The sequence below is a fragment of the Mesorhizobium loti CJ3sym genome, assembly GCF_000472785.1.
Classification (GTDB): Bacteria; Pseudomonadota; Alphaproteobacteria; order Rhizobiales; family Rhizobiaceae; genus Mesorhizobium; species Mesorhizobium loti_E.
This window is the reverse complement of the sequence record NZ_AXAL01000006.1, coordinates 129,070-150,597: the sequence shown is the minus strand read 5'-3', so window position 1 is coordinate 150,597 and position 21,528 is coordinate 129,070. Positions and strand designations below refer to the sequence as shown.

Annotated in this window: 26 protein-coding genes; 19 read left to right on the top strand and 7 right to left on the bottom strand. The window is 62.1% G+C overall.

Going from position 1 to position 21,528, the window contains the following annotated elements:
- The first annotated feature begins 26 nt into the window (after positions 1-26).
- From uvrB to A3A9_RS0109395, 7 genes are all read left to right on the top strand, one after another.
- Positions 27-3,197 (top strand): excinuclease ABC subunit UvrB, encoded by a 3,171-nt coding sequence (gene uvrB / locus A3A9_RS0109430; RefSeq protein ID WP_027058563.1) that lies wholly within the window; start codon positions 27-29, stop codon positions 3,195-3,197.
- 165 nt (positions 3,198-3,362) lie between these two features.
- A complete protein-coding gene (locus A3A9_RS0109425; protein ID WP_027058562.1) occupies positions 3,363-4,268 on the top strand; it encodes a DMT family transporter in 906 nt (301 codons plus the stop codon).
- A gap of 247 nt (positions 4,269-4,515) precedes the next feature.
- Positions 4,516-6,042, top strand: coding sequence for an ABC-F family ATP-binding cassette domain-containing protein (locus A3A9_RS0109420; RefSeq protein ID WP_027058561.1), 1,527 nt, complete (start codon positions 4,516-4,518; stop codon positions 6,040-6,042).
- A 109-nt stretch (positions 6,043-6,151) separates the two neighbouring features.
- Positions 6,152-6,538, top strand: coding sequence for a nuclear transport factor 2 family protein (locus A3A9_RS0109415; RefSeq protein ID WP_027058560.1), 387 nt, complete (start codon positions 6,152-6,154; stop codon positions 6,536-6,538).
- A gap of 92 nt (positions 6,539-6,630) precedes the next feature.
- Complete coding sequence (locus A3A9_RS0109410) at positions 6,631-6,813, top strand: hypothetical protein (RefSeq protein ID WP_027058559.1); 183 nt, start codon at positions 6,631-6,633, stop codon at positions 6,811-6,813.
- Positions 6,814-6,980: 167 nt separating this feature from the next.
- Positions 6,981-7,403, top strand: a complete 423-nt coding sequence (locus A3A9_RS0109400; protein ID WP_027058558.1) for a VOC family protein — start codon at positions 6,981-6,983, stop codon at positions 7,401-7,403.
- Between the two features lie 105 nt (positions 7,404-7,508).
- Complete coding sequence (locus tag A3A9_RS0109395) at positions 7,509-7,862, top strand: DUF1428 domain-containing protein (protein ID WP_027058557.1); 354 nt, start codon at positions 7,509-7,511, stop codon at positions 7,860-7,862.
- 145 nt (positions 7,863-8,007) lie between these two features.
- Here A3A9_RS0109395 and A3A9_RS0109390 read toward each other — a convergent pair whose 3' ends face one another.
- Together A3A9_RS0109390 and A3A9_RS0109385 are read right to left on the bottom strand one after the other, a co-directional pair.
- Positions 8,008-9,642, bottom strand: coding sequence for a tetratricopeptide repeat-containing sulfotransferase family protein (locus tag A3A9_RS0109390; RefSeq protein WP_027058556.1), 1,635 nt, complete (start codon positions 9,640-9,642; stop codon positions 8,008-8,010).
- A gap of 186 nt (positions 9,643-9,828) precedes the next feature.
- Positions 9,829-10,053 (bottom strand): hypothetical protein, encoded by a 225-nt coding sequence (locus tag A3A9_RS0109385; RefSeq protein ID WP_027058555.1) that lies wholly within the window; start codon positions 10,051-10,053, stop codon positions 9,829-9,831.
- Positions 10,054-10,377: 324 nt separating this feature from the next.
- On the opposite strand from A3A9_RS0109385, the gene A3A9_RS0109380 reads away from it, so the two are divergent.
- The 6 genes from A3A9_RS0109380 to A3A9_RS46285 all read left to right on the top strand — a co-directional run bounded on the left by A3A9_RS0109380 (position 10,378) and on the right by A3A9_RS46285 (position 12,045).
- A complete protein-coding gene (locus A3A9_RS0109380) occupies positions 10,378-10,584 on the top strand; it encodes a cold-shock protein (RefSeq protein ID WP_027058554.1) in 207 nt (68 codons plus the stop codon).
- A 185-nt stretch (positions 10,585-10,769) separates the two neighbouring features.
- Entirely contained in the window at positions 10,770-11,039 is a 270-nt protein-coding gene (locus A3A9_RS0109375; protein WP_027058553.1) for a hypothetical protein, read from the top strand.
- The gene (locus tag A3A9_RS0109370; RefSeq protein ID WP_027058552.1) at positions 11,036-11,302 is read left to right on the top strand and encodes a hypothetical protein; all 267 of its coding nucleotides are present in this window, start codon (positions 11,036-11,038) and stop codon (positions 11,300-11,302) included. The genes A3A9_RS0109375 and A3A9_RS0109370 overlap by 4 nt, the downstream gene beginning before the upstream one ends.
- 38 nt (positions 11,303-11,340) lie before the next feature.
- Positions 11,341-11,478: a hypothetical protein gene (locus A3A9_RS45135; protein ID WP_167334868.1), complete on the top strand. Its 138-nt coding sequence runs from the start codon at positions 11,341-11,343 to the stop codon at positions 11,476-11,478.
- Positions 11,479-11,586: 108 nt separating this feature from the next.
- Positions 11,587-11,805 carry a hypothetical protein gene (locus A3A9_RS0109360; RefSeq protein ID WP_027058551.1) on the top strand — a complete coding sequence of 73 codons (219 nt, stop codon included), beginning with the start codon at positions 11,587-11,589 and terminating at the stop codon, positions 11,803-11,805.
- 105 nt (positions 11,806-11,910) lie between these two features.
- Complete coding sequence (locus A3A9_RS46285; RefSeq protein WP_275451164.1) at positions 11,911-12,045, top strand: hypothetical protein; 135 nt, start codon at positions 11,911-11,913, stop codon at positions 12,043-12,045.
- A 7-nt stretch (positions 12,046-12,052) separates the two neighbouring features.
- On the opposite strand, the gene A3A9_RS0109350 is transcribed toward A3A9_RS46285, so the two are convergent.
- Positions 12,053-12,511: a Kazal-type serine protease inhibitor domain-containing protein gene (locus A3A9_RS0109350; protein ID WP_027058550.1), complete on the bottom strand. Its 459-nt coding sequence runs from the start codon at positions 12,509-12,511 to the stop codon at positions 12,053-12,055.
- A gap of 511 nt (positions 12,512-13,022) precedes the next feature.
- On the opposite strand from A3A9_RS0109350, the gene A3A9_RS0109345 reads away from it, so the two are divergent.
- From A3A9_RS0109345 to A3A9_RS0109335, 3 genes are all read left to right on the top strand, one after another.
- Positions 13,023-13,235 carry a cold-shock protein gene (locus A3A9_RS0109345; RefSeq protein WP_006202520.1) on the top strand — a complete coding sequence of 71 codons (213 nt, stop codon included), beginning with the start codon at positions 13,023-13,025 and terminating at the stop codon, positions 13,233-13,235.
- 258 nt (positions 13,236-13,493) lie between these two features.
- Positions 13,494-13,706, top strand: a complete 213-nt coding sequence (locus tag A3A9_RS0109340; RefSeq protein ID WP_008877668.1) for a cold-shock protein — start codon at positions 13,494-13,496, stop codon at positions 13,704-13,706.
- 188 nt (positions 13,707-13,894) lie between these two features.
- The gene (locus A3A9_RS0109335; protein ID WP_027058549.1) at positions 13,895-14,320 is read left to right on the top strand and encodes a BA14K family protein; all 426 of its coding nucleotides are present in this window, start codon (positions 13,895-13,897) and stop codon (positions 14,318-14,320) included.
- Between the two features lie 219 nt (positions 14,321-14,539).
- On the opposite strand, the gene A3A9_RS0109330 is transcribed toward A3A9_RS0109335, so the two are convergent.
- The 3 genes from A3A9_RS0109330 to A3A9_RS0109320 all read right to left on the bottom strand — a co-directional run bounded on the left by A3A9_RS0109330 (position 14,540) and on the right by A3A9_RS0109320 (position 16,674).
- The gene (locus A3A9_RS0109330) at positions 14,540-15,178 is read right to left on the bottom strand and encodes an MBL fold metallo-hydrolase (RefSeq protein ID WP_027058548.1); all 639 of its coding nucleotides are present in this window, start codon (positions 15,176-15,178) and stop codon (positions 14,540-14,542) included.
- Between the two features lie 142 nt (positions 15,179-15,320).
- On the bottom strand, positions 15,321-15,635 hold the full coding sequence (locus A3A9_RS0109325) for a hypothetical protein (RefSeq protein ID WP_027030624.1): 315 nt from the start codon (positions 15,633-15,635) through the stop codon (positions 15,321-15,323).
- A gap of 145 nt (positions 15,636-15,780) precedes the next feature.
- Entirely contained in the window at positions 15,781-16,674 is an 894-nt protein-coding gene (locus A3A9_RS0109320) for a branched-chain amino acid aminotransferase (RefSeq protein ID WP_027030625.1), read from the bottom strand.
- Positions 16,675-16,935: 261 nt separating this feature from the next.
- Between A3A9_RS0109320 and A3A9_RS0109315 the strand changes: the two genes are divergently transcribed.
- Both A3A9_RS0109315 and A3A9_RS0109310 read left to right on the top strand, forming a co-directional pair.
- On the top strand, positions 16,936-17,469 hold the full coding sequence (locus A3A9_RS0109315) for a MarR family winged helix-turn-helix transcriptional regulator (RefSeq protein WP_027058547.1): 534 nt from the start codon (positions 16,936-16,938) through the stop codon (positions 17,467-17,469).
- A complete protein-coding gene (locus A3A9_RS0109310) occupies positions 17,456-18,172 on the top strand; it encodes a response regulator (RefSeq protein WP_027030627.1) in 717 nt (238 codons plus the stop codon). The genes A3A9_RS0109315 and A3A9_RS0109310 overlap by 14 nt, the downstream gene beginning before the upstream one ends.
- Positions 18,173-18,216: 44 nt before the next feature.
- On the opposite strand, the gene A3A9_RS38510 is transcribed toward A3A9_RS0109310, so the two are convergent.
- The gene (locus tag A3A9_RS38510) at positions 18,217-18,822 is read right to left on the bottom strand and encodes a tyrosine-type recombinase/integrase (RefSeq protein WP_051370834.1); all 606 of its coding nucleotides are present in this window, start codon (positions 18,820-18,822) and stop codon (positions 18,217-18,219) included.
- Between the two features lie 555 nt (positions 18,823-19,377).
- On the opposite strand from A3A9_RS38510, the gene A3A9_RS38505 reads away from it, so the two are divergent.
- Positions 19,378-21,201, top strand: a complete 1,824-nt coding sequence (locus A3A9_RS38505) for an adenylate/guanylate cyclase domain-containing protein (protein WP_051370830.1) — start codon at positions 19,378-19,380, stop codon at positions 21,199-21,201.
- Positions 21,202-21,528 lie beyond the last annotated feature (327 nt).

The window sequence follows — 21,528 nt, the reverse complement described above, 5'->3', positions numbered from 1 at the left end:
TGGCCAAGACCTCCCATATTCGGGACATGGCCAAATCCCCCGACAAGAGAACGCCCCCGACGGCGAATGACGACCGCGCCGCGCCCAAGCGGCGCAGTCCGCTGACCGATTTCCTCGACGCCTCGGAGCCGCTGCACAGAGGCGGCTTCGCCGAGATGCCGCAGCCCGAACTGTCGGGCACGCCGCTCACCGGCTCGATCGCCGATTGGGCGGAGCAGATCGAGCAGGAGGCCGAGAAGGAAGGACGCCAGATCGGCAAGGGCGACGGCGGCAAATCGCCCAAGGCCGGCAAGAAGATTCCCGAGCGCTCCGCCGCTCCGGGTCGGAGCTCGCGCGGCACTTCGATGGGCGGCGCGGCAACGGCCAGGGAGCGGACCGCGGCCGGCCTCAATCCGGTCGCAGGCCTCGATATCTCGCTGGAAGACGCCGAGACCATGGCCTCGAGCAGCGTCACAGCCACTGTGGCAGCGCTGTCGGCGCTGATCGAATCCGGCAATCCGCTGCACAAGGACGGCGTGCTGTGGACGCCGCATCGCCCGGCCCGCCCGGAGAAATCCGAAGGCGGCATCGCCATCAAGATGGTGTCGGACTTCGAGCCCGCGGGTGACCAGCCGACCGCGATCAAGGACCTTGTCGAAGGTGTCGACAACAACGACCGCACCCAGGTGCTGCTCGGCGTCACCGGCTCCGGCAAAACCTTCACCATGGCCAAGGTGATCGAGCAGACGCAGCGCCCTGCCCTGATCCTGGCGCCGAACAAGACGCTGGCGGCGCAGCTTTATTCCGAGTTCAAGAAATTCTTCCCGGAAAACGCCGTCGAGTATTTCGTCTCCTATTACGACTATTACCAGCCGGAAGCCTACGTTCCGCGCACCGACACCTTCATCGAGAAGGAATCCTCGATCAACGAACAGATCGACCGCATGCGCCATTCGGCGACGCGCTCGCTGCTCGAGCGCGACGACGTCATCATCGTCGCCTCGGTGTCCTGCATTTATGGTATCGGCTCGGTCGAGACCTATACCGCGATGACCTTCCAGATGCAGATCGGCGACCGGCTCGACCAGCGCGCCCTGCTCGCCGACCTCGTCGCTCAGCAATACAAGCGCCAGGACATCAATTTCGTGCGCGGCTCGTTCCGCGTGCGCGGCGACACGATCGAGATCTTCCCCGCCCACCTGGAAGACCGCGCCTGGCGCATCTCGATGTTTGGCGACGAGATCGAGCAGATCACCGAATTCGACCCACTGACCGGCCAGAAGACCGGCGAGCTGAAAAGCGTCAAGATCTACGCCAATTCGCACTATGTGACGCCGCGTCCGACGCTCAATCAGGCGATCAAGTCGATCAAGGAAGAGCTCAAGCACCGCTTGGTCGAGCTGGAACGCGCCGGCCGCCTGCTCGAAGCGCAGCGGCTGGAACAGCGCTGCCGTTTCGACCTCGAGATGCTGGAAGCCACCGGCTCCTGCGCCGGCATCGAGAACTATTCGCGCTATCTCACCGGCCGCCAGCCGGGCGATCCGCCGCCGACCTTGTTCGAATATATCCCTGACAATGCGCTGGTCTTCATCGACGAAAGCCACGTCACCGTGCCGCAGATCGGCGGCATGTATCGCGGCGACTTTCGCCGTAAGGCGACGCTGGCCGAATATGGCTTCCGCTTGCCGTCCTGCATGGACAACCGGCCACTACGCTTCGAGGAATGGGACGCCATGCGCCCGCTCTCGGTCGCGGTTTCGGCAACGCCCGGCGGCTGGGAAATGGAACAGGCCGGCGGCGTCTTTGCCGAGCAGGTCATCCGCCCGACCGGCCTGATCGATCCGCCGGTCGAGGTCCGCCCGGCGAAAAGCCAGGTCGACGATGTCGTCGGCGAAATCCGCGACACCACCAAGGCCGGCTACCGCACGCTGGTCACCGTGCTGACCAAGCGCATGGCCGAGGACCTGACCGAATACCTGCACGAACAGGGCGTGCGCGTGCGCTACATGCACTCCGACATCGACACGCTGGAGCGCATCGAGATCCTTAGGGATTTGCGCCTCGGCGCTTTCGACGTGCTGGTCGGCATCAACCTTCTGCGCGAGGGCCTCGACATTCCCGAATGCGGCTTCGTCGCCATTCTCGACGCCGACAAGGAAGGCTTTTTGCGCTCGGAAACGTCACTGATCCAGACCATCGGCCGCGCCGCCCGCAACGTCGACGGCAAGGTCATCCTCTATGCCGACCAGGTCACCGGCTCGATGGAACGGGCGATGGCCGAAACCAGCCGTCGCCGCGAGAAGCAGATGGAGTGGAACGAGGCCAACGGCATTACGCCGGAATCGGTCAAGTCGCGCATCTCAGACATTCTGGACTCGGTCTACGAGAAGGACCATGTCCGCGCCGACATCTCGCAGTTCACCGACAGCGCCGGCGCCATGATGGGCAACAATCTCAAGGCGCATCTCGACGCCATGGAGAAGCAGATGCGCGACGCCGCCACCAATCTCGACTTCGAGAAGGCAGCCCGTATCCGTGACGAAATCAAGCGCCTGCGTGAGATGGAACTGTCGATCTCCGAAGACCCGCTGGCCAAATACGCCGACATGGAAAGCCCGGTCTCGGGTCGAGAAAAGGGCAAGCACAACAAGGGTGTGGCCAAACATCGTACATCCGAGGAACAGGAACGTTTCCGCAAGCTCGACGAAGCCCGCGCCGCCGAAGAGGCGGCCAAGGCTGCCCGGACCAACCTCTTCCGCAAGCCGGCGCTTGACGAGATGGGCGCCGACGGCGTTGTGCCGGTGAAGAAGCCGCTGTTTTCCAAACCCTCGATCGACGATATGGGTCCCGGCACCGACATGACGACGCCAGCGGGTGCCGTGTCGCGCTCGCTGTTCAAGAAGCAGTCGGCCGAGGAAGCGCACGGCTCCGACCTCGGCATTCCCGGCGAGCCGGCAAAGCCATTGTTCAAGAAGAACTCGCTGGACGAGATGACCGTGCGACGCACGGAAAAGCCGATCGACGGAAAAGTGCCGGCCAAGCCCCAGCCAATCTCCCCCCTAGTCGGGGAGATGTCCGGCAGGACAGAGGGGGGCGCGACGGATCGCGACGCCACACCAATCATCCGCCAGCGAGCCGGCATTGGTTCATATGAAGATCCGGGCGATGCCCGCCGCGAGAAGCGCCGGCCGGGCAAGACGGGCCGGCCGGGGAAGTAGAGCGCCTCTCCTTCTCCCGCAAGGGGAGAAGGAGAGGCGCTCCATCGCGCACCTTAAGTCGGAACAGTCTCTGGACTATGCGCCAGCGGTTGCCGCCAGTCGGCGGAAACGATACGCACGGCTGCAATTCTGGCTCCGCACACAAAGCTCGCACCGGCCCTTTCCATGAAACCCAGGGACATCGCCGCCTACATCTTTCTGGCCATCACTTGGGGCCTGTCGTTCCTTGTCCTGCTCAAGGTCGTGCATGCCTTTGGCTGGGTCGGCGCGGTCACCTTGCGGTCGCTGATCGCCGGCATCACGCTCTTCCTGTTGGCCGCCGCGACACGGCGGCGGCTGGATTTCAGCGTCGGCTGGCGGCACTTCGCCGTGGTTGGCGCGACGACAGTCGCCGCGCAGCTGATCGGCCTGTCCTATGCAACGCCGCGCATCGGCACGGCGATAGCCGCCATCCTCGTTGCCGCGATCCCGCTGTTCTCGATGATCCTCGGCCAGTTGTGGGGGCTGGAGCGCATCACACTTCGTGGACTGGCAGGGTTGCTGGTCGGCGCCACAGGGATCATCGTTCTGGTCGGCTTTCCCGCCGTGCCGATCACGACATCTTTCGCCTTCGGCTGTGCGGCCTCATTGTGCAGTTCCTTCTCCGCCGCCTTCGGCAGCAACTACGCCAACCGCCATTTGCGCGCGGCTGGTTCGTTCGAACTCACCGGCGCCGCCTTCATGTTCGGCGGCCTGATGACGCTGCCATTGCTGTTGGTCGTGCCGGTGCCTGCCATGCCCACCCCTGTCGACTTCCTCTATCTCGTCCTTCTCGCCTGCGTGATGAGCGCGCTGACCTATGTCGTCTATTTCCGGCTGGTGGCCAGCATCGGCGCGACCAGGACGATCAGCGTCGAATTCGCCGTGACCACGATCGCGGTGCTGGTTGGCACGATTCTGCTTGGGGAGTCGCTGACCGTTATCCAGGGCTTCGGCGCGGTAGCGATCATCGGCGGCTGCGTCCTGGTGCTAGATCCGTTCCCGCGTCGCGGGAACGCCGTCCCCTTGCCTTCCGCCCCGCCTTTGGTGTAATCGCTCCCCAACACTCGAACGTCTTGAAAGGAGGGCTCACGTGTTCACGTTTCATCGTCACCATCGTCAGCGTGGCCCGATTTCTGCCCTGCGAGTTCGCTTGCAGGGCTGACCAGGGACGGTCCGGGTTTTTTCCCGCTTCGATTTTTTGGTCTGCCCTTCGTGGTGCGCAACTGAGCCTGATGGCCGGAATGCGCACCGTCAAAGTGCACCCGGAGTTGTCTCCGGCTAGACCAGAGAAATCACAATGGCCCTGATCAGCCTCAAATCCGTCGGCGTCACCATGAGTGCGCCGCTGTTTGCAAACCTCGACCTCACCATCGGCGCCGGCGATCGGCTTGGCATCGTTGCCGCCAACGGCCGCGGCAAGTCGACCTTGCTCAAATGCCTGACCGGCGAGATGGAGCAGACATCGGGCGACATCACCCGCACGCGTGGCCTGCGCGTCGGCCATGTCGAGCAGTCGGTTCCCCCTGCTATGCTCGGCAGCACCTTTTATCAGGTGGTGGCCGATGCCTTGCCCGCCGAGCAGGCCGACAGCGAGCTGTGGCGTGTCGACGTCGTCCTCGACTCGCTTGATGTGCCCGAGGCGATGCGCGAACGGCCAATGCAGGCGCTGAGCGGCGGCTGGCAAAGACTGGCGCTGATCGCCCGCGTCTGGGTCACCGATCCCGACGTGCTGCTGCTCGACGAGCCGACCAACCATCTTGACCTTGCCCGCATCTCCCAGCTGGAAAGCTGGCTGAGCGCACTGCCGCGCGAAGTGCCTGTTATCATCGCCAGCCATGACCGCGCCTTCCTCGACGCCGCCACCAATCGGACGCTTTTCCTGCGCCCGGAGCAATCGCCAGTGTTCGCGCTACCCTATTCCCGCGCGAGGCGGGCGCTCGACGAGGCCGATGCCTCGACGGCGCGCAAGTTCGAGCGCGACATGAAGGTCGCCCAGCAGCTGCGCAAGCAAGCCGCCAAGCTCAACAACATCGGTATCAATTCGGGCAGCGACCTGCTGACGGTGAAGACCAAGCAACTCAAGGAGCGTGCGGAGAAGCTGGAAGAGGCGGCGGTATCAGCACATCGCGAGAAGTCGGCCGGTGCGATCCGGCTTGCCAATCGCGGCACCCACGCCAAGGTGCTGATCACGCTTGAAGACGCGGCGGTCGAAACGCCTGACGGCACGCTGCTGTTCAGGACCGGCAAGCGCCACATCTGCCAGGGCGACCGCATCGTGCTGCTTGGCCGCAACGGCGTCGGCAAGTCGCGTTTCGTCACCCTGATCCGCAACGCAATCGTCGAGCCCGACACGGTGCCGAACGTGAAGGTGACGCCGTCGACAGTGCTCGGCTACAGCGACCAGGCGCTATCCGGCATCAGCGGCGACGACACACCGCTGGCGATGGTCTCGCGCCGCTATGATGTCGGCGAACAGCGCGCCCGCTCGCTGCTTGCAGGCGCCGGCGTGATCATCGAGATGCAGGAGAAAAAGATCGGCGTGCTGTCCGGCGGCCAGAAGGCACGGCTGATAATGCTGGCGCTGAGGCTCGCCAACCCCAACTTCTACCTGCTCGACGAGCCGACCAACCATCTCGACATCGACGGCCAGGAAGCGCTGGAAGAGGAATTGCTCAAGCACCAGGCAAGCTGCGTGCTGGCTTCACACGACCGATCCTTCATCCGCAATGTCGGCAACCGCTTCTGGCTGATCGAGAAGCGAAAGCTGACCGAGATCGAGGACCCCGAGGGCTTTTTCCGCGAGGTGGCCGAAGCGGGTGGCTGAGGAAAGCCATTCGGCCGGGCCGGCATTCGAGGGTTGCCGGCCCGCACTTTCCCGGCAGCCGGAAAAGGCGCATCGTGAAGGTTTCGCAAACCGAGGGAGGAAACCAGTCATGCGCGGGGTGGACGTCGTCAAGAACCTTTATGATGCCTATGCGAAACGCGACATCGTGAGCGCGCTGGCCCACTGTTCAGACGATGTCGTCTTCCGCTGGGTCGCCGAACCGCACGCACCCTACATCGGGGCAGGCAACGGCAAGCAGGAGTTCCTTGCCCGCCTCATGGCGCTGGACAAGGATTTCGAATACCGCAGCTTCGTCCCGATGGACATCATCGACGGCGGCGACAAGATCGCGGCGCAGGTCGAAATCCATTTGACGCGCAAAACCACCGGCCAGGAGCTTGTCATGCGCATCGCCGATTTCTGGACGCTGCGCGACGGCGAGATCATCGAGATGGTGGAATATTACGATACCGCGCTCGCCGCATCGGTCATCTGAAATAGTTTCGACGACCTGTCGGATCGCCTGAACCTGCCTCGTCCTTGGGATGCCGACACGATGATGCCGGCATCAACCCAGGGAGAACCACCATGTCGGTCCTTTCATCCATCAGTCGCATCGCAACCCGGTATGCGGCGGCACGCGCCCGCCACCGCTGCGAACGCATCCTGCTTTCACTGCCGGCCGCGGTGCGCAAGGATATCGGCTTCCCGGAAATGTTCGACGCGCAAGACAGCCGTCGTGCGAACACCTTCTCGGCCAAGATAATATGACCGCAACCAGCCTGTTGATGCTGTCGCTCATCTCGCCGGCTGCCTGGTCTTCGCGGGACCGGTCCGCAAAAAATCTCGCGGTCGTGTAGGATCGCCGTCATCTCATGCGTCCTAAGGTTCGTAAGGCCAAGCCAAACGCCCAAGCCAGACGCAAAGAGGAGCAAGACATGACTGACCAGACCCCCGTTCAGCCCAGGGCAGAAGTGCTCGGCGGATTGACCCCTTATCTGCAGGTTGACGGCGCCTTCGAGGCTGCCGAATTCTACACGAAGGCCTTTGGCGCGGAGCAGGTCTTTGCCTATCCGCCTGACGAAAAAGGCCGCACCATGCATGTCCATCTCCACATCAACGGCTCGACGCTGATGCTGGGCGATGCCTTCCCCGAACACGGTCACCCGCACAAGGATGCGCAGGGCTATACGCTGCAGCTGCATCTCCAGGACGACACGATTGAAACCTGGTGGCAGCGCGCCATCGAGGCCGGTTGCGAGGAAGTGGTGCCGTTGCAGGTGATGTTCTGGGGCGACCGCTGGGGCCAGGTGAAGGATCCCTTTGGCGTCGCCTGGGCGATGAACGCGCCGGTGAAATAGGTTTCCTGGCGAGCGGTCGCCCGCCAATGGCAGGGCTGACGCGCTCACCGCGCCAGGTCGTATCCCCGCCGACCCGGCGCTCGTTTTTCAGCAAAGGAGTTCGCCATGTCCTATGTCGATGGTTTCGTACTTGCCGTGCCAAAGACCAAACTCGACGACTACAAGAAGCTGGCCAGCCTCACCGGCCCGATATGGATGGAACACGGCGCGCTCGCCTATGTCGAATGTATCGGCGACGACGTGCCCTATGGCGAGCTGACCTCGTTTCCGCGCGCCGTTCAGGCAAAGGACGACGAGATCGTCGTCTTTGCCTGGGCAGTCTATGAATCACGGCAGAGCCGCGATGCAGTGATGGCAAAGGTGATGGCCGACCCGCGTTTGAAACCCGATTGGGGGACCATGCCCTTCGACGCCAAGCGCATGATCTTCGGCGGCTTCCAGCCGTTCATGGAGCTTTGAATTGCTCTGCCCCAAGGTAGGTTGAGATTGAGGTCAGGCCGAACCGAGAACGGTGGTTTCCGAGAACCGGAACGGAACGTACTTTAAGTACGTGAGTACCGGAAGCGAAGGGAACCGCCGTTCGCAGGCCGGCCTCACCTCAATATCAGCCTAGCTTGTCGAGCAGCGGCTTCAGCCGATCCCCATAACGCTTCCACAGATCGACCGAGCCTTGATACATCGGCTGGCGCACCTGCGCGGCGGAAGCCGTGCGCACCGGCCGGTCGGTCTCGTGGAACGACAGCACGGCATCGTCCCATGGCAGGCCGAGATAGTCGATGAGCGCCCGGCTCTGCCCTTCCTGATCGGCGACGAAATCCTCATAGCGCACATCATGCACGACGCCGGGCAGCACGCTGTGCCAATGCGCCATGATGTCTGTGTAGAGATTGTGGAAGTCGGCGAGTTCGCTCAGCTCATAGCCATAGCGATGGCTGTCACCCCGGAAATGCACCTTGAAGATTGAAAGGCATGTCGCCACCGCATCGCGGGCGACGTGGATGATCCTGGCCTTCGGCATCATCATGTGGATGAAGCCGATTAGCAGGAAGTTGCCCGGCATCTTGTCGGTGACATGGCTGATATGGGGATAGCGGGCATGCAGCATGTCGAGATAGGCTTGGCCTGCCTCGGCAAAATCCGCATCATCTGTCTCCGACACGCCCCAGGGAAAGCCGCCTGGCATGTTTGCCGGGAACTGATTTCCGACCACCTTCTTCAAGATGCTGAGCTCGCCCGCGCCATAGACCTTGGGATGGCTGGCGATGATCTGTTCGACCAGCGTCGTGCCGGAGCGCGGCATACCGACGATGAAGATGGGCGCATCATCGGTGATCGGGCTCGGTCTGTGCCTTTCAAAGAAGCCGGCATCGAACACCGTCTTCATCGCCTCGAATTCGGCGCGCGTCCTGACGGGATCATAGTTGATGCCCTTGCGGCGAATGGCATTGCCTTCGGCGAAATAGTCGAAGGCCCTGTTGTAATCCTTCAAATCGTCATTGGCCTTGCCGAGGCCGAAGGACAGCTGCATGCGTGCCAGGCTGTCCTGCGGCGCCTTGGCATGCTGTGCTTCCATGCCGGCCAGTTCGGCATCGCGCTCCTTCTGGCGCTTGACCTGCGTCAGCATCAGCCAGGCCGTGGCCATGCCGGGGTTCACCGCCAGCGCCTGCCGGAGCAGGTCGGCCGCCTCGTCGAGCTTGCCCTTTTCCATCAGCCCGACGCCCAGCCCGCGCAGCAGGTCTGCATCTTTGGGGCGGATGGTCAGCGCTTCGCGGAAGACAGCCAGCGCCTCATCCAGGCGTCCGGATTCCTGCAGCGTTTCGGCAAGCCCGATCCGGGCGCGCACATGAAATGGGTTGCGTGCGACGGTGCCGCGATAGATCTCCTCGGCCTCCTCGAACTGGCCAAGCTGCGTCAGCGACGAGCCGAGATTGTCGCGTGCCGCGAGTTGCTCCGGCCGCAGATCCACCGCGCCACGGAAGAAGTCGATTGCCGCGGCGACGCGGCCGAGGTCGCGCATCACCGTGCCGAAATTGTTGAGGAAATCGGCATTCGTCGGCTGCAGGCTCACCGATTGTTCGATGAGATCCAGCCCTTCTTCGCTGCGCCCGGTCTGGTGCAGCAGCAGCCCCAGGAAATGTGCGGCGGCCGCGTGCTTGGGCTGACGCTCCAGCACCTGCCGGTAGATTGTCTCAGCCTCTTGCCGGCGCCCGGCCTGATGCAATTGCAGAGCCTGCTGCACGTACTGGTCAAGGCCCAACGGCGGCTGTCCGCCCGCGCCAGACCTTGCTTCCGCACCCGCCGCTCGTCTCTGATCTCTGTTAATGGGAAACCTGCCGTGTTTATCCGCCTGCCGCGATCTAAGCCATTGGCGCGGCAGGTTCAAGTCTTAGCGTGGTTCTGTGCTCTTCCGTCGCCGCGAAAGCGATCAGATCAGGCGGTTGGTCTCGGCAACCTGCCTAGCCCGCCTCACGGTGCCATCGGTGTCGGAGATCATGCGCCTCGCCGCCTCATCGCTTCTGATGGTCAGCCGTGCCGACTTGACGATCATCGGCTGGCCATTGGCGCCAATGGCAATGGCGTGCATGGCGGTTGGCTTGATGATCGGATTGACCGCTGCGGTCTTCCCTTTCGAGGTTCTGACGGAAACCATGTTTTATCCTTTTCCGGAGCGAATAAAATACAGATGCCAGGGAAAACCCCCAGCACGTTCACAAGAATTTTTTAGAAATATCTTGAACCCATAGCAGAATTATCTGAACATTTATAGCGATCTATTTTTCAGCCAAAGCCGGCAGATTTACAAACCTTCTTGAAAAGGTTGCCCAATCGAGCTATATAACAAAGATCGTTTGGGCCAGAATTGGCATCTCGCGGCGTCAGAGGTTCTCGACCCGCCAATCTCATTCCAAATCATCGGCACCGGGCGCGCGGCAGATTGGCCGTGCGACGATTTCTCAGTCCTCGAAAGACACATATGACCACCGGAACCGTGAAGTTCTACAATGGCCAGAAGGGTTTTGGCTTCATTCAGCCGACCGATGGCGGCAAGGACGTATTCGTCCATGTCAGCGCATTGGAACGCGCCGGCTTCCCCGGCCTTGCCGAAGGCCAGAAACTGCAATTCGAGTTGGAGCGTGACGGCAAGGGCCGCGAGTCGGCCGCCAGTCTGCAACTGATCTGATCCGGCCGAATTCGATGAACGCTGACCACGGATGTACTGGCAGCTCTCGAAAGCGGCTTATTTCCAGCGATTGCCGGAAATAGGAAAGCGGGGCCTCGTCCCCGCTTTTTTGCTTTCAGGTCGCTGTTTTACGTGAAGACCAAAGCGCGAACCGATCAAGATTTGAACCAGTCAAGGCCAGGACAATGCCGGACCGCACCACCCACTCCATCGCCCACTTCACCGCGGCTTTCGCGCTCGGTGGTCTGGAGGGCCAGTTGCCGGCCGGCGACTACGACATCGATCATGATGAAGAGCTGATCGAGGGCATGTCGCGCGCTGCCTGGCGCCGCGTTGCCACGTTCATTCACCTGCCGGCAAGGGCGGTGGAGAACCCGACCACCAGCCAGCTTGTCGCCATCGACCACCTCGAACTCGAAACCGCGCTGAAGCGCGACCGGGAGAATGCAGCATGATCCGTTTCCAGCAGAATACGCGCCCGCGCACCGACACCCCCTCTCACCTTTTCGCCATCGGCCAGACGGTGCGCATGAAGAGCCGCACCGGCCTCGTCCAGAAGACGGCGGAACTGTTCGAGATCAAGAGCAGGCTGCCGGTCAAGGACGGTTCGCCGCAATACCGCATCCGCAGCGAGCAGGAGACCCACGAGCGGGTCACCACCGAAGACAATCTCGAACCGGCCGACACGCCGATTGTTGCCAACAATCCGGTCGTCTGAGATCCCCGAAAAGCCAGCCAACACGCTAGGAGCAGTTCATGTCCAAGGGTCAACAGCGAAGCAATCGCGAAACGCGCAAGCCGAAGAAAGACAAAGTCGTGGCCAAGGCGGCCGCTCCCTTCGGCTCGTCGGTCAAGCAGGCGGAGAGCAGCCTGAAGCCGAAGTCCAAGAGCTGACATCCAAGAACTGATATCCCCTGGGGCGCTTCACATGCGCCCAATCGCCCGCTGTGAGCAGGCGATGAACTGACGCAACAAGCCAAATGCTCTGCCACGGAGGCTTGCTTGAACTTCGTCATCGAGTTCTACAGGTCGCGCGACGCCGAGGAAGCGACGCTCGACAAGGTGTCGCTGGAAGCGCCCACGCTACGCGCCGCCCTGCAAGGCGCGACCGCCCTGTTCCACAGCCTGGCCATGCCGCAGATCCCCGACCGCCTGCGCATCTCCGACGAGCATGGCACCGAGCTTTATGCTGGACCGGCCGATGGGGAGTATCGGGCCTAGGCAAGCCACATCTAGATCATCGCCGCGCAACCGCAGGCGCCTGACGACGTTGAGCCTGCACAGCCATTCTCGGCCAATGGCGGCGTCTATTGGGTTGGCGAACCCATGGGCGACATCAACTATGTCGACCTGCCGAGGACCCCCGAAAAGGTCGCCGGCATGATCGAGATGGCCGCGTCAAACGCCGCCCATCTGGCCGCCCTGCTGAAGGCCAAGGCCTATACTGGCGTGGCCAAGTAGCGCCTTCTCAGCATGGCCCATCGCCAACGATGCGATAATCTGCGGCGCGGGCTTCGCAGGCGTTGGAGAAAGTGCGCTCCTCACCGTGCCGGCGGGCGCAGACGGGCGCATATTCGCGGGTGCAGAACGTCTGCTCTTCCCCACCGCCACCGCCACCGCCACCGCCACCGCCACCGCCAGCGCCGTCACCACGGCAGGGACCGTCGCGCACGATGCGGTAACCGGCGCGGTCGGCAAGGCAGCCATTGGCGAAAGTCTGGCGATCGCCGCTGCGGCGGGCGCAGACCGGTTCGTACTGCCTGCTGCAATATTGCGGTTCGGGGCGCGGCGGACGCAGACGGGGTCCCGGCCCGTCATCGACGACGACGGTGCAGGCGGCCAGAAGTGCCGACATGAACAGCAAGGCAAATCCTTGCCGCAAGAAGCCAAAACCCTGTCGCGAAAAAATTGACGCCAGGAATCTCATGCTGCTCTCTCCCTCGATCCCATCCCGATCGCGATCCGTTCCGATCCTCGCCATTCCCTTGTCAAATGCAACCCCCGTTTGCAGCCCCGAACCGGGGCGACGTGGCGAACCAGGGCGACCGGCAATGGCTGTCGTTGGCAGCCTCTGGCCCATGCGTGACCGTGGCTGTGGGCCGATGACCCGTCCGGCAACGAGGCCTATCTGCGGCGCATCGACGCTCAGATCAGTCGATTCTTGCGTCGGGATGCGCCCAGTGTGGCGGCCTGCGGCCCTATCTTGCAACCCTCACGTTTCCGTGCGATAAATTCCGTGTTCGGGCATTTGCGACCCGGAGAGCGGAACGTTTTGGACGACCTTTCCCCGATACTGTGAATCTCTGACGGCCCCGTTTTCGGCGGGGGGTTTGACCATGCGCCAATGCATGACTGCCGAAGCAACCACCGGGAACTGCCCATTGCGCCAGGCGGCGGGCGGGACCACCAAAGACTGAACGGGTGAAGGAGTTTCCCCAATGGCCCAGACCGGCACCGTTAAATTCTTCAACGCTACCAAAGGCTTCGGTTTCATTACGCCCGATGGTGGCGCCAAGGACGTGTTCGTCCATATCTCGGCGATCGAGGCTTCGGGCCTGCGCACGCTCGTCGACGGCCAGAAGGTCACCTTCGACGTCGAGCCGGACCGCATGGGCAAGGGCCCCAAGGCCGTCAACCTCCGCGCTGCCTGAACCATCAGCGCCCCGCAGTCCTCGGTGGCGTGCGAAGGAGACTCCAGGCCATAGACGGCGGCTGGAGACACAAACGAATTTTGAAGGCGCGGCGATTTTCGCCGCGCCTTTTTCATGTCCCCACCTTCTTCAAGTCAAAGGCACAGCAAAAGTGCATGCAAAACTTTCTCTTGCCGATGACGCTAAAATAAAGGACAAATTTCCTCTCGGGCATTTGCCGGCCCGAGACTGGAGTTTATGGGATCAAAGGAGCTTCCCATGCCGCAGACCGGCACCGTCAAATTCTTCAACCATGCCAAGGGCTTCGGCTTCATCACGCCGGACGATGGCGCGAAGGATGTCTTCGTCCATATTTCGGCCGTACAGGCGTCGGGTCTTCCCGGTCTCGAAGATGGGCAGAAAGTGACATTCGACACCGAGCCGGACAAGCGCGGCAAGGGTCCGAAGGCCGTCAACCTGTCGGTCGGCTGAGCCGGTTAGACCAGTCGGCGCCGACGGGCAGTTCCGCTCATTGCGAGCGTGAGCTTCTCGGCGCCTCTAAAAAATCGAAACGTCGAAATTCGTTCAGCCCCCGTTCAGCCACGGTCGCATATTAGTTCTGGGTAAAGCCGGACCGCATCCCCTGCAAAACCGCACGGCCCGGTACGAAGGAGACCAAGATGAACAGAATTTTCAAGACTGCCGTGCTGTCCGCCGCCGTGGCCGGCACCATGCTTGCGGCCTTGCCCGCAGCCAACGCCGATGACTGGGGTCATCACCGCCGCCACCACAATGGCGATGCCATTGCCGCCGGCGTCCTCGGCCTCGCAGCAGGCGCGCTGATCGGTGGCGCGCTGGCCAATGACCAGCCCCCGCCCTACGCAGACCGCTACTACAATGACGGCTACGACCGTGACGTCGTGGTGCGCCCGGCCCCGGTCCGTCGCTATTACGCCGAGCCGCAGGTGGTCTATGCCGATCGCTATGCCGAGCCGTGGACCCGTGACTGGTACAACTACTGCTCGGACCGCTACCGCACCTTCAACAGCCGCACCGGCACGTTCACCGGCAATGACGGCGAGCAGCATTTCTGCACCGCGAACTGAGGCTTCCCTGCCCCATACGAAAAAGCGCTGACCGCGAGGCCAGCGCTTTTTTTGGATTCTCCGATCAGTGGCCCGCCAGGGTGTGCTGAGATTCAGGTCAGGCCGAGTCGAAAATGACGGGTTCCGAGAACCGGAGCGGAGCGTACTTTTGGTACGTGAGCACCGGAAGCGGAGGAAGCCGCCATTTGCAGACCGGCCTCACCTGAATATCAGCACAGCCTAGACAAGGAACGGATTGGTCCGCCGCTCCTCGCCGAAACGGCCGCCGGGGCCGTGGCCGCAGATGAAGCCGATGTCATCGCCGAGCGGCAACAGCTTGTCCTTGATCGAAGCGATCAGCGTCGCGTGGTCGCCGCCCGGCAGGTCGGTGCGGCCGACCGAGCCACGGAACAGCACGTCGCCGACATGGGCGAACTTGGCCGCGCGGTTGTAGTAGACGACATGACCCGGCGCATGGCCTGGGCAATGCAGCACCTCGAAGACATGCGAACCGAACGACACCGTTTCGCCCTCGGTGAGGAACCGGTCGGGCACGCAATTGCGCGAGCCGGCAATGCCATAGCGCTTGCCCTGGTTCTCCAGATTGTCGAGCAGGAATTTGTCGGCCACATGCGGCCCGATGATGTCGACGCCGAGTGCCTCCTTCAACTCCATCGCGCCGCCGGCATGGTCGATATGGCCATGCGTAATCCAGATTGCCTCGGCGATGATCGCATTGTCCTTCAGCACCGCCAGCACCTTGTCGATGTCGCCGCCCGGATCGACGACGACGCCGTGCTTGTCATCCATGTCGAACAGAATGGTGCAGTTCTGCTGGAAGGGTGTGACCGGCACGATGCCGGCATTGAGCTGACCCATGATCGTCCTTTCGCTGTATCCACCGTCATGTAAAGGCGCTGGCGAAGGGCGTCCACCCATGGAAAGACGAACAGTCGGTTGCTTCAAAAACAGAAATGGGCGGCCGAAGCCGCCCATTTGACCAGGCCGAAGCCGTTGGACCTTACTTCTTCATGGCGCCCATGACCGCACCGATGATGCCGGTCAGGATCGCGCCGCCGCCGGCGCCGCCGACGATGTTCTGCAGGTTGAGCGAGCTGCCCAGGCCGCTCGTCGCAGCCGCTGCCGCGGCCGGATCGACCCCGTGGCCGAGCAGGCTGCCCAGGATCGCAGCGCCGCCGACACCGCCAATGGCGCCGCCCAGGATCTTGGGCAGCTGTCCCAGTGCCGCCGTCTTGATCGCAGCACCCACCGCCTGACCACCGATGATGCCTGTAATGATCTGAATGATGATCGGAAGAAGCGTGTTCATGTCCATATGATGAGTCCCTCCATAGCTGCCAGCCTCCCGGGCCGACACCATCATGAGACGCCGAATTGGATGAAAGTCAAATGCAGAAACGCTGAAATAAAAGGGGCGGCTCGAAAACCGCCCCTGCTTGCACGAAAAGCTGTGACTATCGTTATTCTGCGGCGATCGCGTGCTTCGGCTGAACCGCGGCAGAATAGTCATTCATAAGGTTCTTAGCGATCTCGCCGACCTCGAATCGGTAAGGGCCGATCTCCGACACCGGCGTTACTTCCGCTGCCGTCCCGGTCAGGAAGCATTGCTCGAAGCCCTCAAGTTCTTCCGGCATGATGGCGCGTTCGATGACTTCCAGACCGCGATCCCTGGCCAGCCCGATGACCGTGCGGCGGGTGATGCCGTCGAGGAAACAGTCGGGCTTCGGCGTGTGGATCTTGCCGTCCTTGACGAAGAAGATGTTGGCGCCCGTTGCTTCCGCAACTTGCCCGCGCCAGTCGAGCATCATGGCGTCGGCATAGCCCTTGGCTTCGGCGGCATGTTTGGACATGGTGCAGATCATGTAGAGGCCGGCGGCCTTCGACTTTGAAGGCGCCGTGCGCGGGTCGGGCCGGCGCCATTCGGCCATATCGAGGCGGATGCCCTTCAGCTTCTGCGCCGGGTCGAAATAGCTAGGCCACTGCCAGATGGCGATAGCGACGTTGATACGGTTGTTCTGTGCCGAAACGCCCATCTGCTCGCTGCCGCGCCAGGCGATCGGCCTGACATAGGCGTCCTGGAAACCCTGCTTCTTCAGAAGCGTGGTTGAGGCGTCGTTGAGCTCGGCCACCGAATAGGGAATCTTGAAGCCGAGCAGCCGCGCCGATTCATGCAGGCGCTCGGTGTGCTCGTTGAGCTTGAAGATCTCGCCGCCATAGGCGCGCTCGCCCTCGAAGACCGCGCTTGCATAGTGCAGACCGTGCGTCAGCACATGAATCTTGGCGTCGCCCCACGGAATGAACTCCCCATTCATCCAGATGAAACCGTCCAGTTGATCGAAGGGAACGGATGCCATGGTAACCTCCCGCGGGCCACGGCCCGCATATCCTTGGTGTCGTTGCGTGTTCTTTTTGGCCGCGCCATGCAATTTGAGACGCCGGCCGGTGTCTCGAAGCGTAGGCGGATAATCGCGCCCTGGCAAACTCAGGAAGTTCCGGAAAAACCGGCCTGCCTTGCCTTTTCGTTCGCAATCCGCCCAAAAGCTTGTCAAAAATTACCATTGCAGGGAAATTACGTCAATAGTACTGACATAATCTCCCGTTCCCATGGAGAAATGATGACGGATCGAAGCCCATCTGCCGGAAAACCGATCAGGAGCGCGATGTCAGTCGAGGACGGCATCGACTTCGCCATCATCGAACTGTTCTTCTTCGCCTATCGCGACTTCACCTCCGATCCCGACCAGATCCTGGCCGACTACGGCTTCGGCCGCGCCCATCACCGGGTGCTGCATTTCGTCAACCGCAGGCCGGGCCTGACGGTCGCCGAACTGCTCGATGTGCTGAAGATCACCAAGCAGAGCCTGGCGCGCGTGCTCAAGCAGCTGATCGACACCGACCATGTCGTGCAATTGCAAGGTCCACGCGACCGCCGCCAGCGCGAACTCTATCCGACGGCCAAGGGCCGTGCGCTGGCCCTGGCCCTGGCACGGCCACAGTCGCGCCGCATCCATGCTGCATTGGAAGATTCCGGCGCCACCGAACGGACCTTGGTGGAACGCTTCCTCGAAGCGATGGTCAATCCGGAACTGAGAGCGCAGATTGACGTTGGGTCCGCAAAAATGTCAGGGAAAAGCCATGGAGAGCACTGAGAGGGTCGAGCAGGCCGCACCGGATGACGATGCGCCGCATCTGCTCGTGGTCGACGACGACACCCGCATCCGCAATCTTCTCAAGCAGTATCTGACCGAAAACGGCTTTCGCGTCACTGTCGCCGGCAATGCCGGCGAAGCCAGGCGCAAACTGGCCGGCCTCGATTTCGACCTGCTGGTGCTCGATGTCATGATGCCGGGCGAGACCGGCGTCGACCTCACCAAGTCATTGCGGGCCGAAAAGAACGTGCCGATACTGATGCTGACGGCGCTGTCGGAAACCGACAGCCGCATCTCAGGGCTGGAGGCCGGTGCCGACGACTATCTGCCGAAACCCTTCGATCCGCGCGAGCTGATCCTGCGCATCAACAACATCCTGCGCCGCGGCGGCCCGGCGACGACGCCCAAGGTCGAGCAACTGGTCTTCGGCCCCTACACCTTCCAGATCGCCAGGCGCGAATTGAAGCGTGGCGGCGAGGCGCTGAAGCTGACCGACCGCGAGCAGGAGATCCTGGCGATCTTCGCCGCGCGCGCCGGCGAAACCATTCCGCGCCACGAGCTGGTTGGTGACGATTCGGAGGTCGGCGAGCGTACCATCGACGTCCAGATCAACCGGCTGCGCCGCAAGATCGAGCGCGATCCGTCCAATCCGGTCTGGTTGCAGACGGTGCGCGGTATTGGGTATCGGCTCAGTGTGGAATAGCCGTTTCCCATCTATGCGTTTTCAATAGCTTACTAGCAAAATTGTCAAACCAAGCCATTCGGTTTGACAGCTTTTGTTCCTGCTCCGTGCTCGGCGATGGCATTCATCGCTTCATGCGCCAAGCGCATCTGATCCACGGCCTCGGTGTAGCGAACGATCTCATCGAGCTTTTTGTGGCCCGTGATTGCCTTGATCTGGTGGGGCGTGCAGCCCGCTTGAGCAAGCCGTCGGCTACACGCCTTACGCAGACCGTGCGGTGAAAGCCCCATGGCGCCGCTTGCCAAATCCTCGCGCAAACCAGCTTCGCGGACACAGACCCGGAACCAGTTCGTGAAGGACTCGGGCTGGAACGGCTTTTCGTATTGCGTCAGGAGAAATGTGAGGTTGCCCTGGGGTCGGGCATCGAGCGTGCGTTTGAGGTATGCATGAAGTGGGATCGAGACGGCTGTGCCCGTCTTTTGCTGGCGAATGGAGAGGACGTCGTTCTTGACGTGCTGCCGGCCCATACCAATAACGTCCGAGCGTCGCTGACCGGTGAACAGCAGAAGGTCGAGGGCGAGGCGGGCACGGGTGCCCTCTGCGTGCGCTGCGTAGAACGCGACAATGTCCTCCTCCTCCCAGGTGATAAACCCGCCCGACTTGATTTTCATGCGCCGTATCCGGATCGAGTCGACCGCCTCGACCAATGCGTTGTCGCAGCGCTACGGCCATATCATCGAGCCGGCAGTTCGACCGCCGGTAGCCAGTGGGTTGATGTCGCTCGTGCGTCCTGATGGCTACATGGCAGGTGCTTTCGACGGAGCTGAGGCGTTGGCTACGTACTTGGGAGAGCTCGCTTAAAGCCGCCAAGCCGCCATGGTTCCAATGTAGTTCCACGGCTCGGGACGGTTTGAAAGCCAAACACGCAGTCCGAATGCAACGCTAATGCGTATCGTGCGAACGGTCGTCTTCAAGCGAAGGCGCGTGACCGCTAGTGGGAAAGGACGGCCGCCCGCTCGACGGCAGACTTAAGGCGCAATTCCGCTGGGCTGCTTCTGACGGGAACGGGGCCGAGTTCTGACTGTCGGCTTCCAGGCGTCGAGGCTTGAATAGCTGCCGTTAGGCGCGCGCTAATTTCAACGACGACTTTCGCCAGGATCGCACCCATCGAATGGGGAGGCGCTCAACGGTTCGTTGTGCTAACCTCGGTAGCCGCGGAGGGCGCTATGGGTGAGAATCGCAAGCTAGCCGCAATTCTAGCCGCAGACGTGGTCGGATATAGTCGGCTCGCCAGCGAAGACGAAGATCGCACCTTGGCGAGGTTGCGGGCACTACGCAGCGACCTGATGGATCCGACCATCGCCGTGCACAACGGGCGCGTGATCAAGCGCACCGGGGATGGAGCGCTGGTCGAGTTCCGCAGCGTGGTGGATGCCGTGCGCTGCGCTATCGAGGTGCAGAACGGAATGGTGGAGCGCAACGCCGGTGTACCGCAGGACCGTCGCATCGAATTCCGGATCGGCATTCATCTGGGAGACGTTGTCGAGGAAAGCGACGGCGACCTGATGGGCGATGGTGTCAACATCGCTTCGCGTCTGGAGGGCGTTGCGGCGCCCGGGGCCATCTGCCTGTCCGAAGATGCCTATCGCCAGGTCAAAGCCAGGCTCAACCTCTCGGTCGCCGATCTCGGCAGCACGCAGCTCAAGAACATCGCCGAGCCGATCCGAGTTTATTCGCTGGCGGTCGGTGCCGCCGGCGCGAAGGCGATCGCGACGTCGGAGCCCTCGACGAGCCGGCCGGCAGGATCAAAGTCGGCAAAGCTGTCGATCGCCGTCCTGCCGTTCGCCAATATGAGCGGCGACACCGAGCAGGACTACTTCGCCGACGGCATCAGCGAAGACATCATAACCGACCTGTCGAAGGTCGCCGGCCTCTCGGTCATCGCCCGCAACTCCAGCTTCACCTACAAAGGCAAGAACATCGATGTCCGGACGGTCGGGCGCGAGCTCGGCGTGACTGCGGTGCTCGAGGGCTCGATCCGCCGCGCCGGCAACCGCGTCAGGATCAATGCCCAGTTGATCGATGCGCGGACCGGGACCCATGTCTGGGCGGACCGCTACGACCGCGACATGACCGATATCTTCGCGCTGCAGGACGACGTGACGCACCGCATCGTCGAAGCCCTCAGGGTTGCCCTGACCCCGGCCGAGTCGGCGCGCATCGCCCATACACCAACGAGAAACATCCAGGCGCATGATCTTTTCCTGCGCGGGCGCGAGGTCTTGTCCGGTCCTGATAAGACAAACGAGACATTCGAGCGCGCGGTCGCCTTGTTCACCCAGGCAATTGAGCTCGACCCCGACTATGCCGAACCGTATGCCGGCCTGGCTCACGCTTACAACCAGGACTTTCAGAACCACTGGAGCGGGCGCACCGACAGCAAGGAACTCTCTGCCCATTATAGTCGGCTGGCGCTCGAGAAGGACCCCAACCTGCCCTATGGGCATTACATGGCCGCGCTGGTGAAGTTTTGGGAGAAGGATCCGGCCGGACATCGCGAAGAGGTGGAGAAGGCGCTTGCTCTCAACCCCAACTTCGCACTGGCCTTCGGCCTGCGCGGGGTGGGCAACATCTACAACGGCGCGCCGCTGGAGGCGATTCCGGATCTGGAGCACGCGCTGCGCCTCGATCCGCTGCAGGGCCATTTGACCTGGCACTTCATCGGCTCGGCTTACCTCCTGGCCGGGCAGTACCAGAAAGCGGTCGAGGCATTTCGCGAGCGTATCCGCGTGTCGCCCAAGACCGACCTGTCGCGGGGGCTCCTTATTGCCGCGCTTGGCCACCTCGGCGACGTCGATGAAGCACGGCGCGTGAGCGCCGAGCTAAAAGAGATAAACCCGAGCTATCGCTTTTCAGAGCACCTGGGGCGGCTACCCTTCAGCAATCCGGCCGACGCCGAACGCATTCGGCAGGGCTACGCCAAGGCGGCGATACCCGAATACGCGGACGAAAGCCCTGCGCCTGCACTAGAGGTTTCGAGGGGCCGCTAGGTCGGCGGCGCGATGAAGGCCGGCACCATTATTAAGTGGGTTTCCCCCGTCTCGGTGTTGGTATTTTTGATGGTATCCAACCACCTGATGTATTTTGGCGATTGGCAGGATGAAGGACCAAAAATCCTGGCTTAGTGCCGCTTTCACCAGTTTGGTTGCACCCAGTTAGAATCCGGCAACCGGAATTGAACCGCCGCCAACCAGCTGTCTCATGCGACATCCGCTCATCGAGGACTATTTCCAGTAAGCCCAACTCCAGGACGAAATAGTGCAGAGCGACCAAGGTCCCTTGCCATCGCTACGTTAAGGCGCGAGGTCGCAGGCGGG

Excerpts from the sequence above, each read along its gene's own strand:
- uvrB (WP_027058563.1), top strand. The coding sequence starts at position 27 with ATGGCCAAATCCCCCGACAAGAGAACGCCCCCGACGGCGAATGACGAC.
- A3A9_RS0109425 (WP_027058562.1), top strand. The coding sequence starts at position 3,363 with ATGAAACCCAGGGACATCGCCGCCTACATCTTTCTGGCCATCACTTGG.
- A3A9_RS0109420 (WP_027058561.1), top strand. The coding sequence starts at position 4,516 with ATGGCCCTGATCAGCCTCAAATCCGTCGGCGTCACCATGAGTGCGCCG.
- A3A9_RS0109415 (WP_027058560.1), top strand. The coding sequence starts at position 6,152 with ATGCGCGGGGTGGACGTCGTCAAGAACCTTTATGATGCCTATGCGAAA.
- A3A9_RS0109410 (WP_027058559.1), top strand. The coding sequence starts at position 6,631 with ATGTCGGTCCTTTCATCCATCAGTCGCATCGCAACCCGGTATGCGGCG.
- A3A9_RS0109400 (WP_027058558.1), top strand. The coding sequence starts at position 6,981 with ATGACTGACCAGACCCCCGTTCAGCCCAGGGCAGAAGTGCTCGGCGGA.
- A3A9_RS0109395 (WP_027058557.1), top strand. The coding sequence starts at position 7,509 with ATGTCCTATGTCGATGGTTTCGTACTTGCCGTGCCAAAGACCAAACTC.
- A3A9_RS0109385 (WP_027058555.1), bottom strand. The coding sequence starts at position 10,053 with ATGGTTTCCGTCAGAACCTCGAAAGGGAAGACCGCAGCGGTCAATCCG.
- A3A9_RS0109380 (WP_027058554.1), top strand. The coding sequence starts at position 10,378 with ATGACCACCGGAACCGTGAAGTTCTACAATGGCCAGAAGGGTTTTGGC.
- A3A9_RS0109375 (WP_027058553.1), top strand. The coding sequence starts at position 10,770 with ATGCCGGACCGCACCACCCACTCCATCGCCCACTTCACCGCGGCTTTC.
- A3A9_RS0109370 (WP_027058552.1), top strand. The coding sequence starts at position 11,036 with ATGATCCGTTTCCAGCAGAATACGCGCCCGCGCACCGACACCCCCTCT.
- A3A9_RS45135 (WP_167334868.1), top strand. The coding sequence starts at position 11,341 with ATGTCCAAGGGTCAACAGCGAAGCAATCGCGAAACGCGCAAGCCGAAG.
- A3A9_RS46285 (WP_275451164.1), top strand. The coding sequence starts at position 11,911 with ATGGGCGACATCAACTATGTCGACCTGCCGAGGACCCCCGAAAAGGTC.
- A3A9_RS0109350 (WP_027058550.1), bottom strand. The coding sequence starts at position 12,511 with ATGAGATTCCTGGCGTCAATTTTTTCGCGACAGGGTTTTGGCTTCTTG.
- A3A9_RS0109345 (WP_006202520.1), top strand. The coding sequence starts at position 13,023 with ATGGCCCAGACCGGCACCGTTAAATTCTTCAACGCTACCAAAGGCTTC.
- A3A9_RS0109340 (WP_008877668.1), top strand. The coding sequence starts at position 13,494 with ATGCCGCAGACCGGCACCGTCAAATTCTTCAACCATGCCAAGGGCTTC.
- A3A9_RS0109335 (WP_027058549.1), top strand. The coding sequence starts at position 13,895 with ATGAACAGAATTTTCAAGACTGCCGTGCTGTCCGCCGCCGTGGCCGGC.
- A3A9_RS0109330 (WP_027058548.1), bottom strand. The coding sequence starts at position 15,178 with ATGGGTCAGCTCAATGCCGGCATCGTGCCGGTCACACCCTTCCAGCAG.
- A3A9_RS0109325 (WP_027030624.1), bottom strand. The coding sequence starts at position 15,635 with ATGGACATGAACACGCTTCTTCCGATCATCATTCAGATCATTACAGGC.
- A3A9_RS0109320 (WP_027030625.1), bottom strand. The coding sequence starts at position 16,674 with ATGGCATCCGTTCCCTTCGATCAACTGGACGGTTTCATCTGGATGAAT.
- A3A9_RS0109315 (WP_027058547.1), top strand. The coding sequence starts at position 16,936 with ATGACGGATCGAAGCCCATCTGCCGGAAAACCGATCAGGAGCGCGATG.
- A3A9_RS0109310 (WP_027030627.1), top strand. The coding sequence starts at position 17,456 with ATGGAGAGCACTGAGAGGGTCGAGCAGGCCGCACCGGATGACGATGCG.
- A3A9_RS38510 (WP_051370834.1), bottom strand. The coding sequence starts at position 18,822 with ATGAAAATCAAGTCGGGCGGGTTTATCACCTGGGAGGAGGAGGACATT.
- A3A9_RS38505 (WP_051370830.1), top strand. The coding sequence starts at position 19,378 with ATGGGTGAGAATCGCAAGCTAGCCGCAATTCTAGCCGCAGACGTGGTC.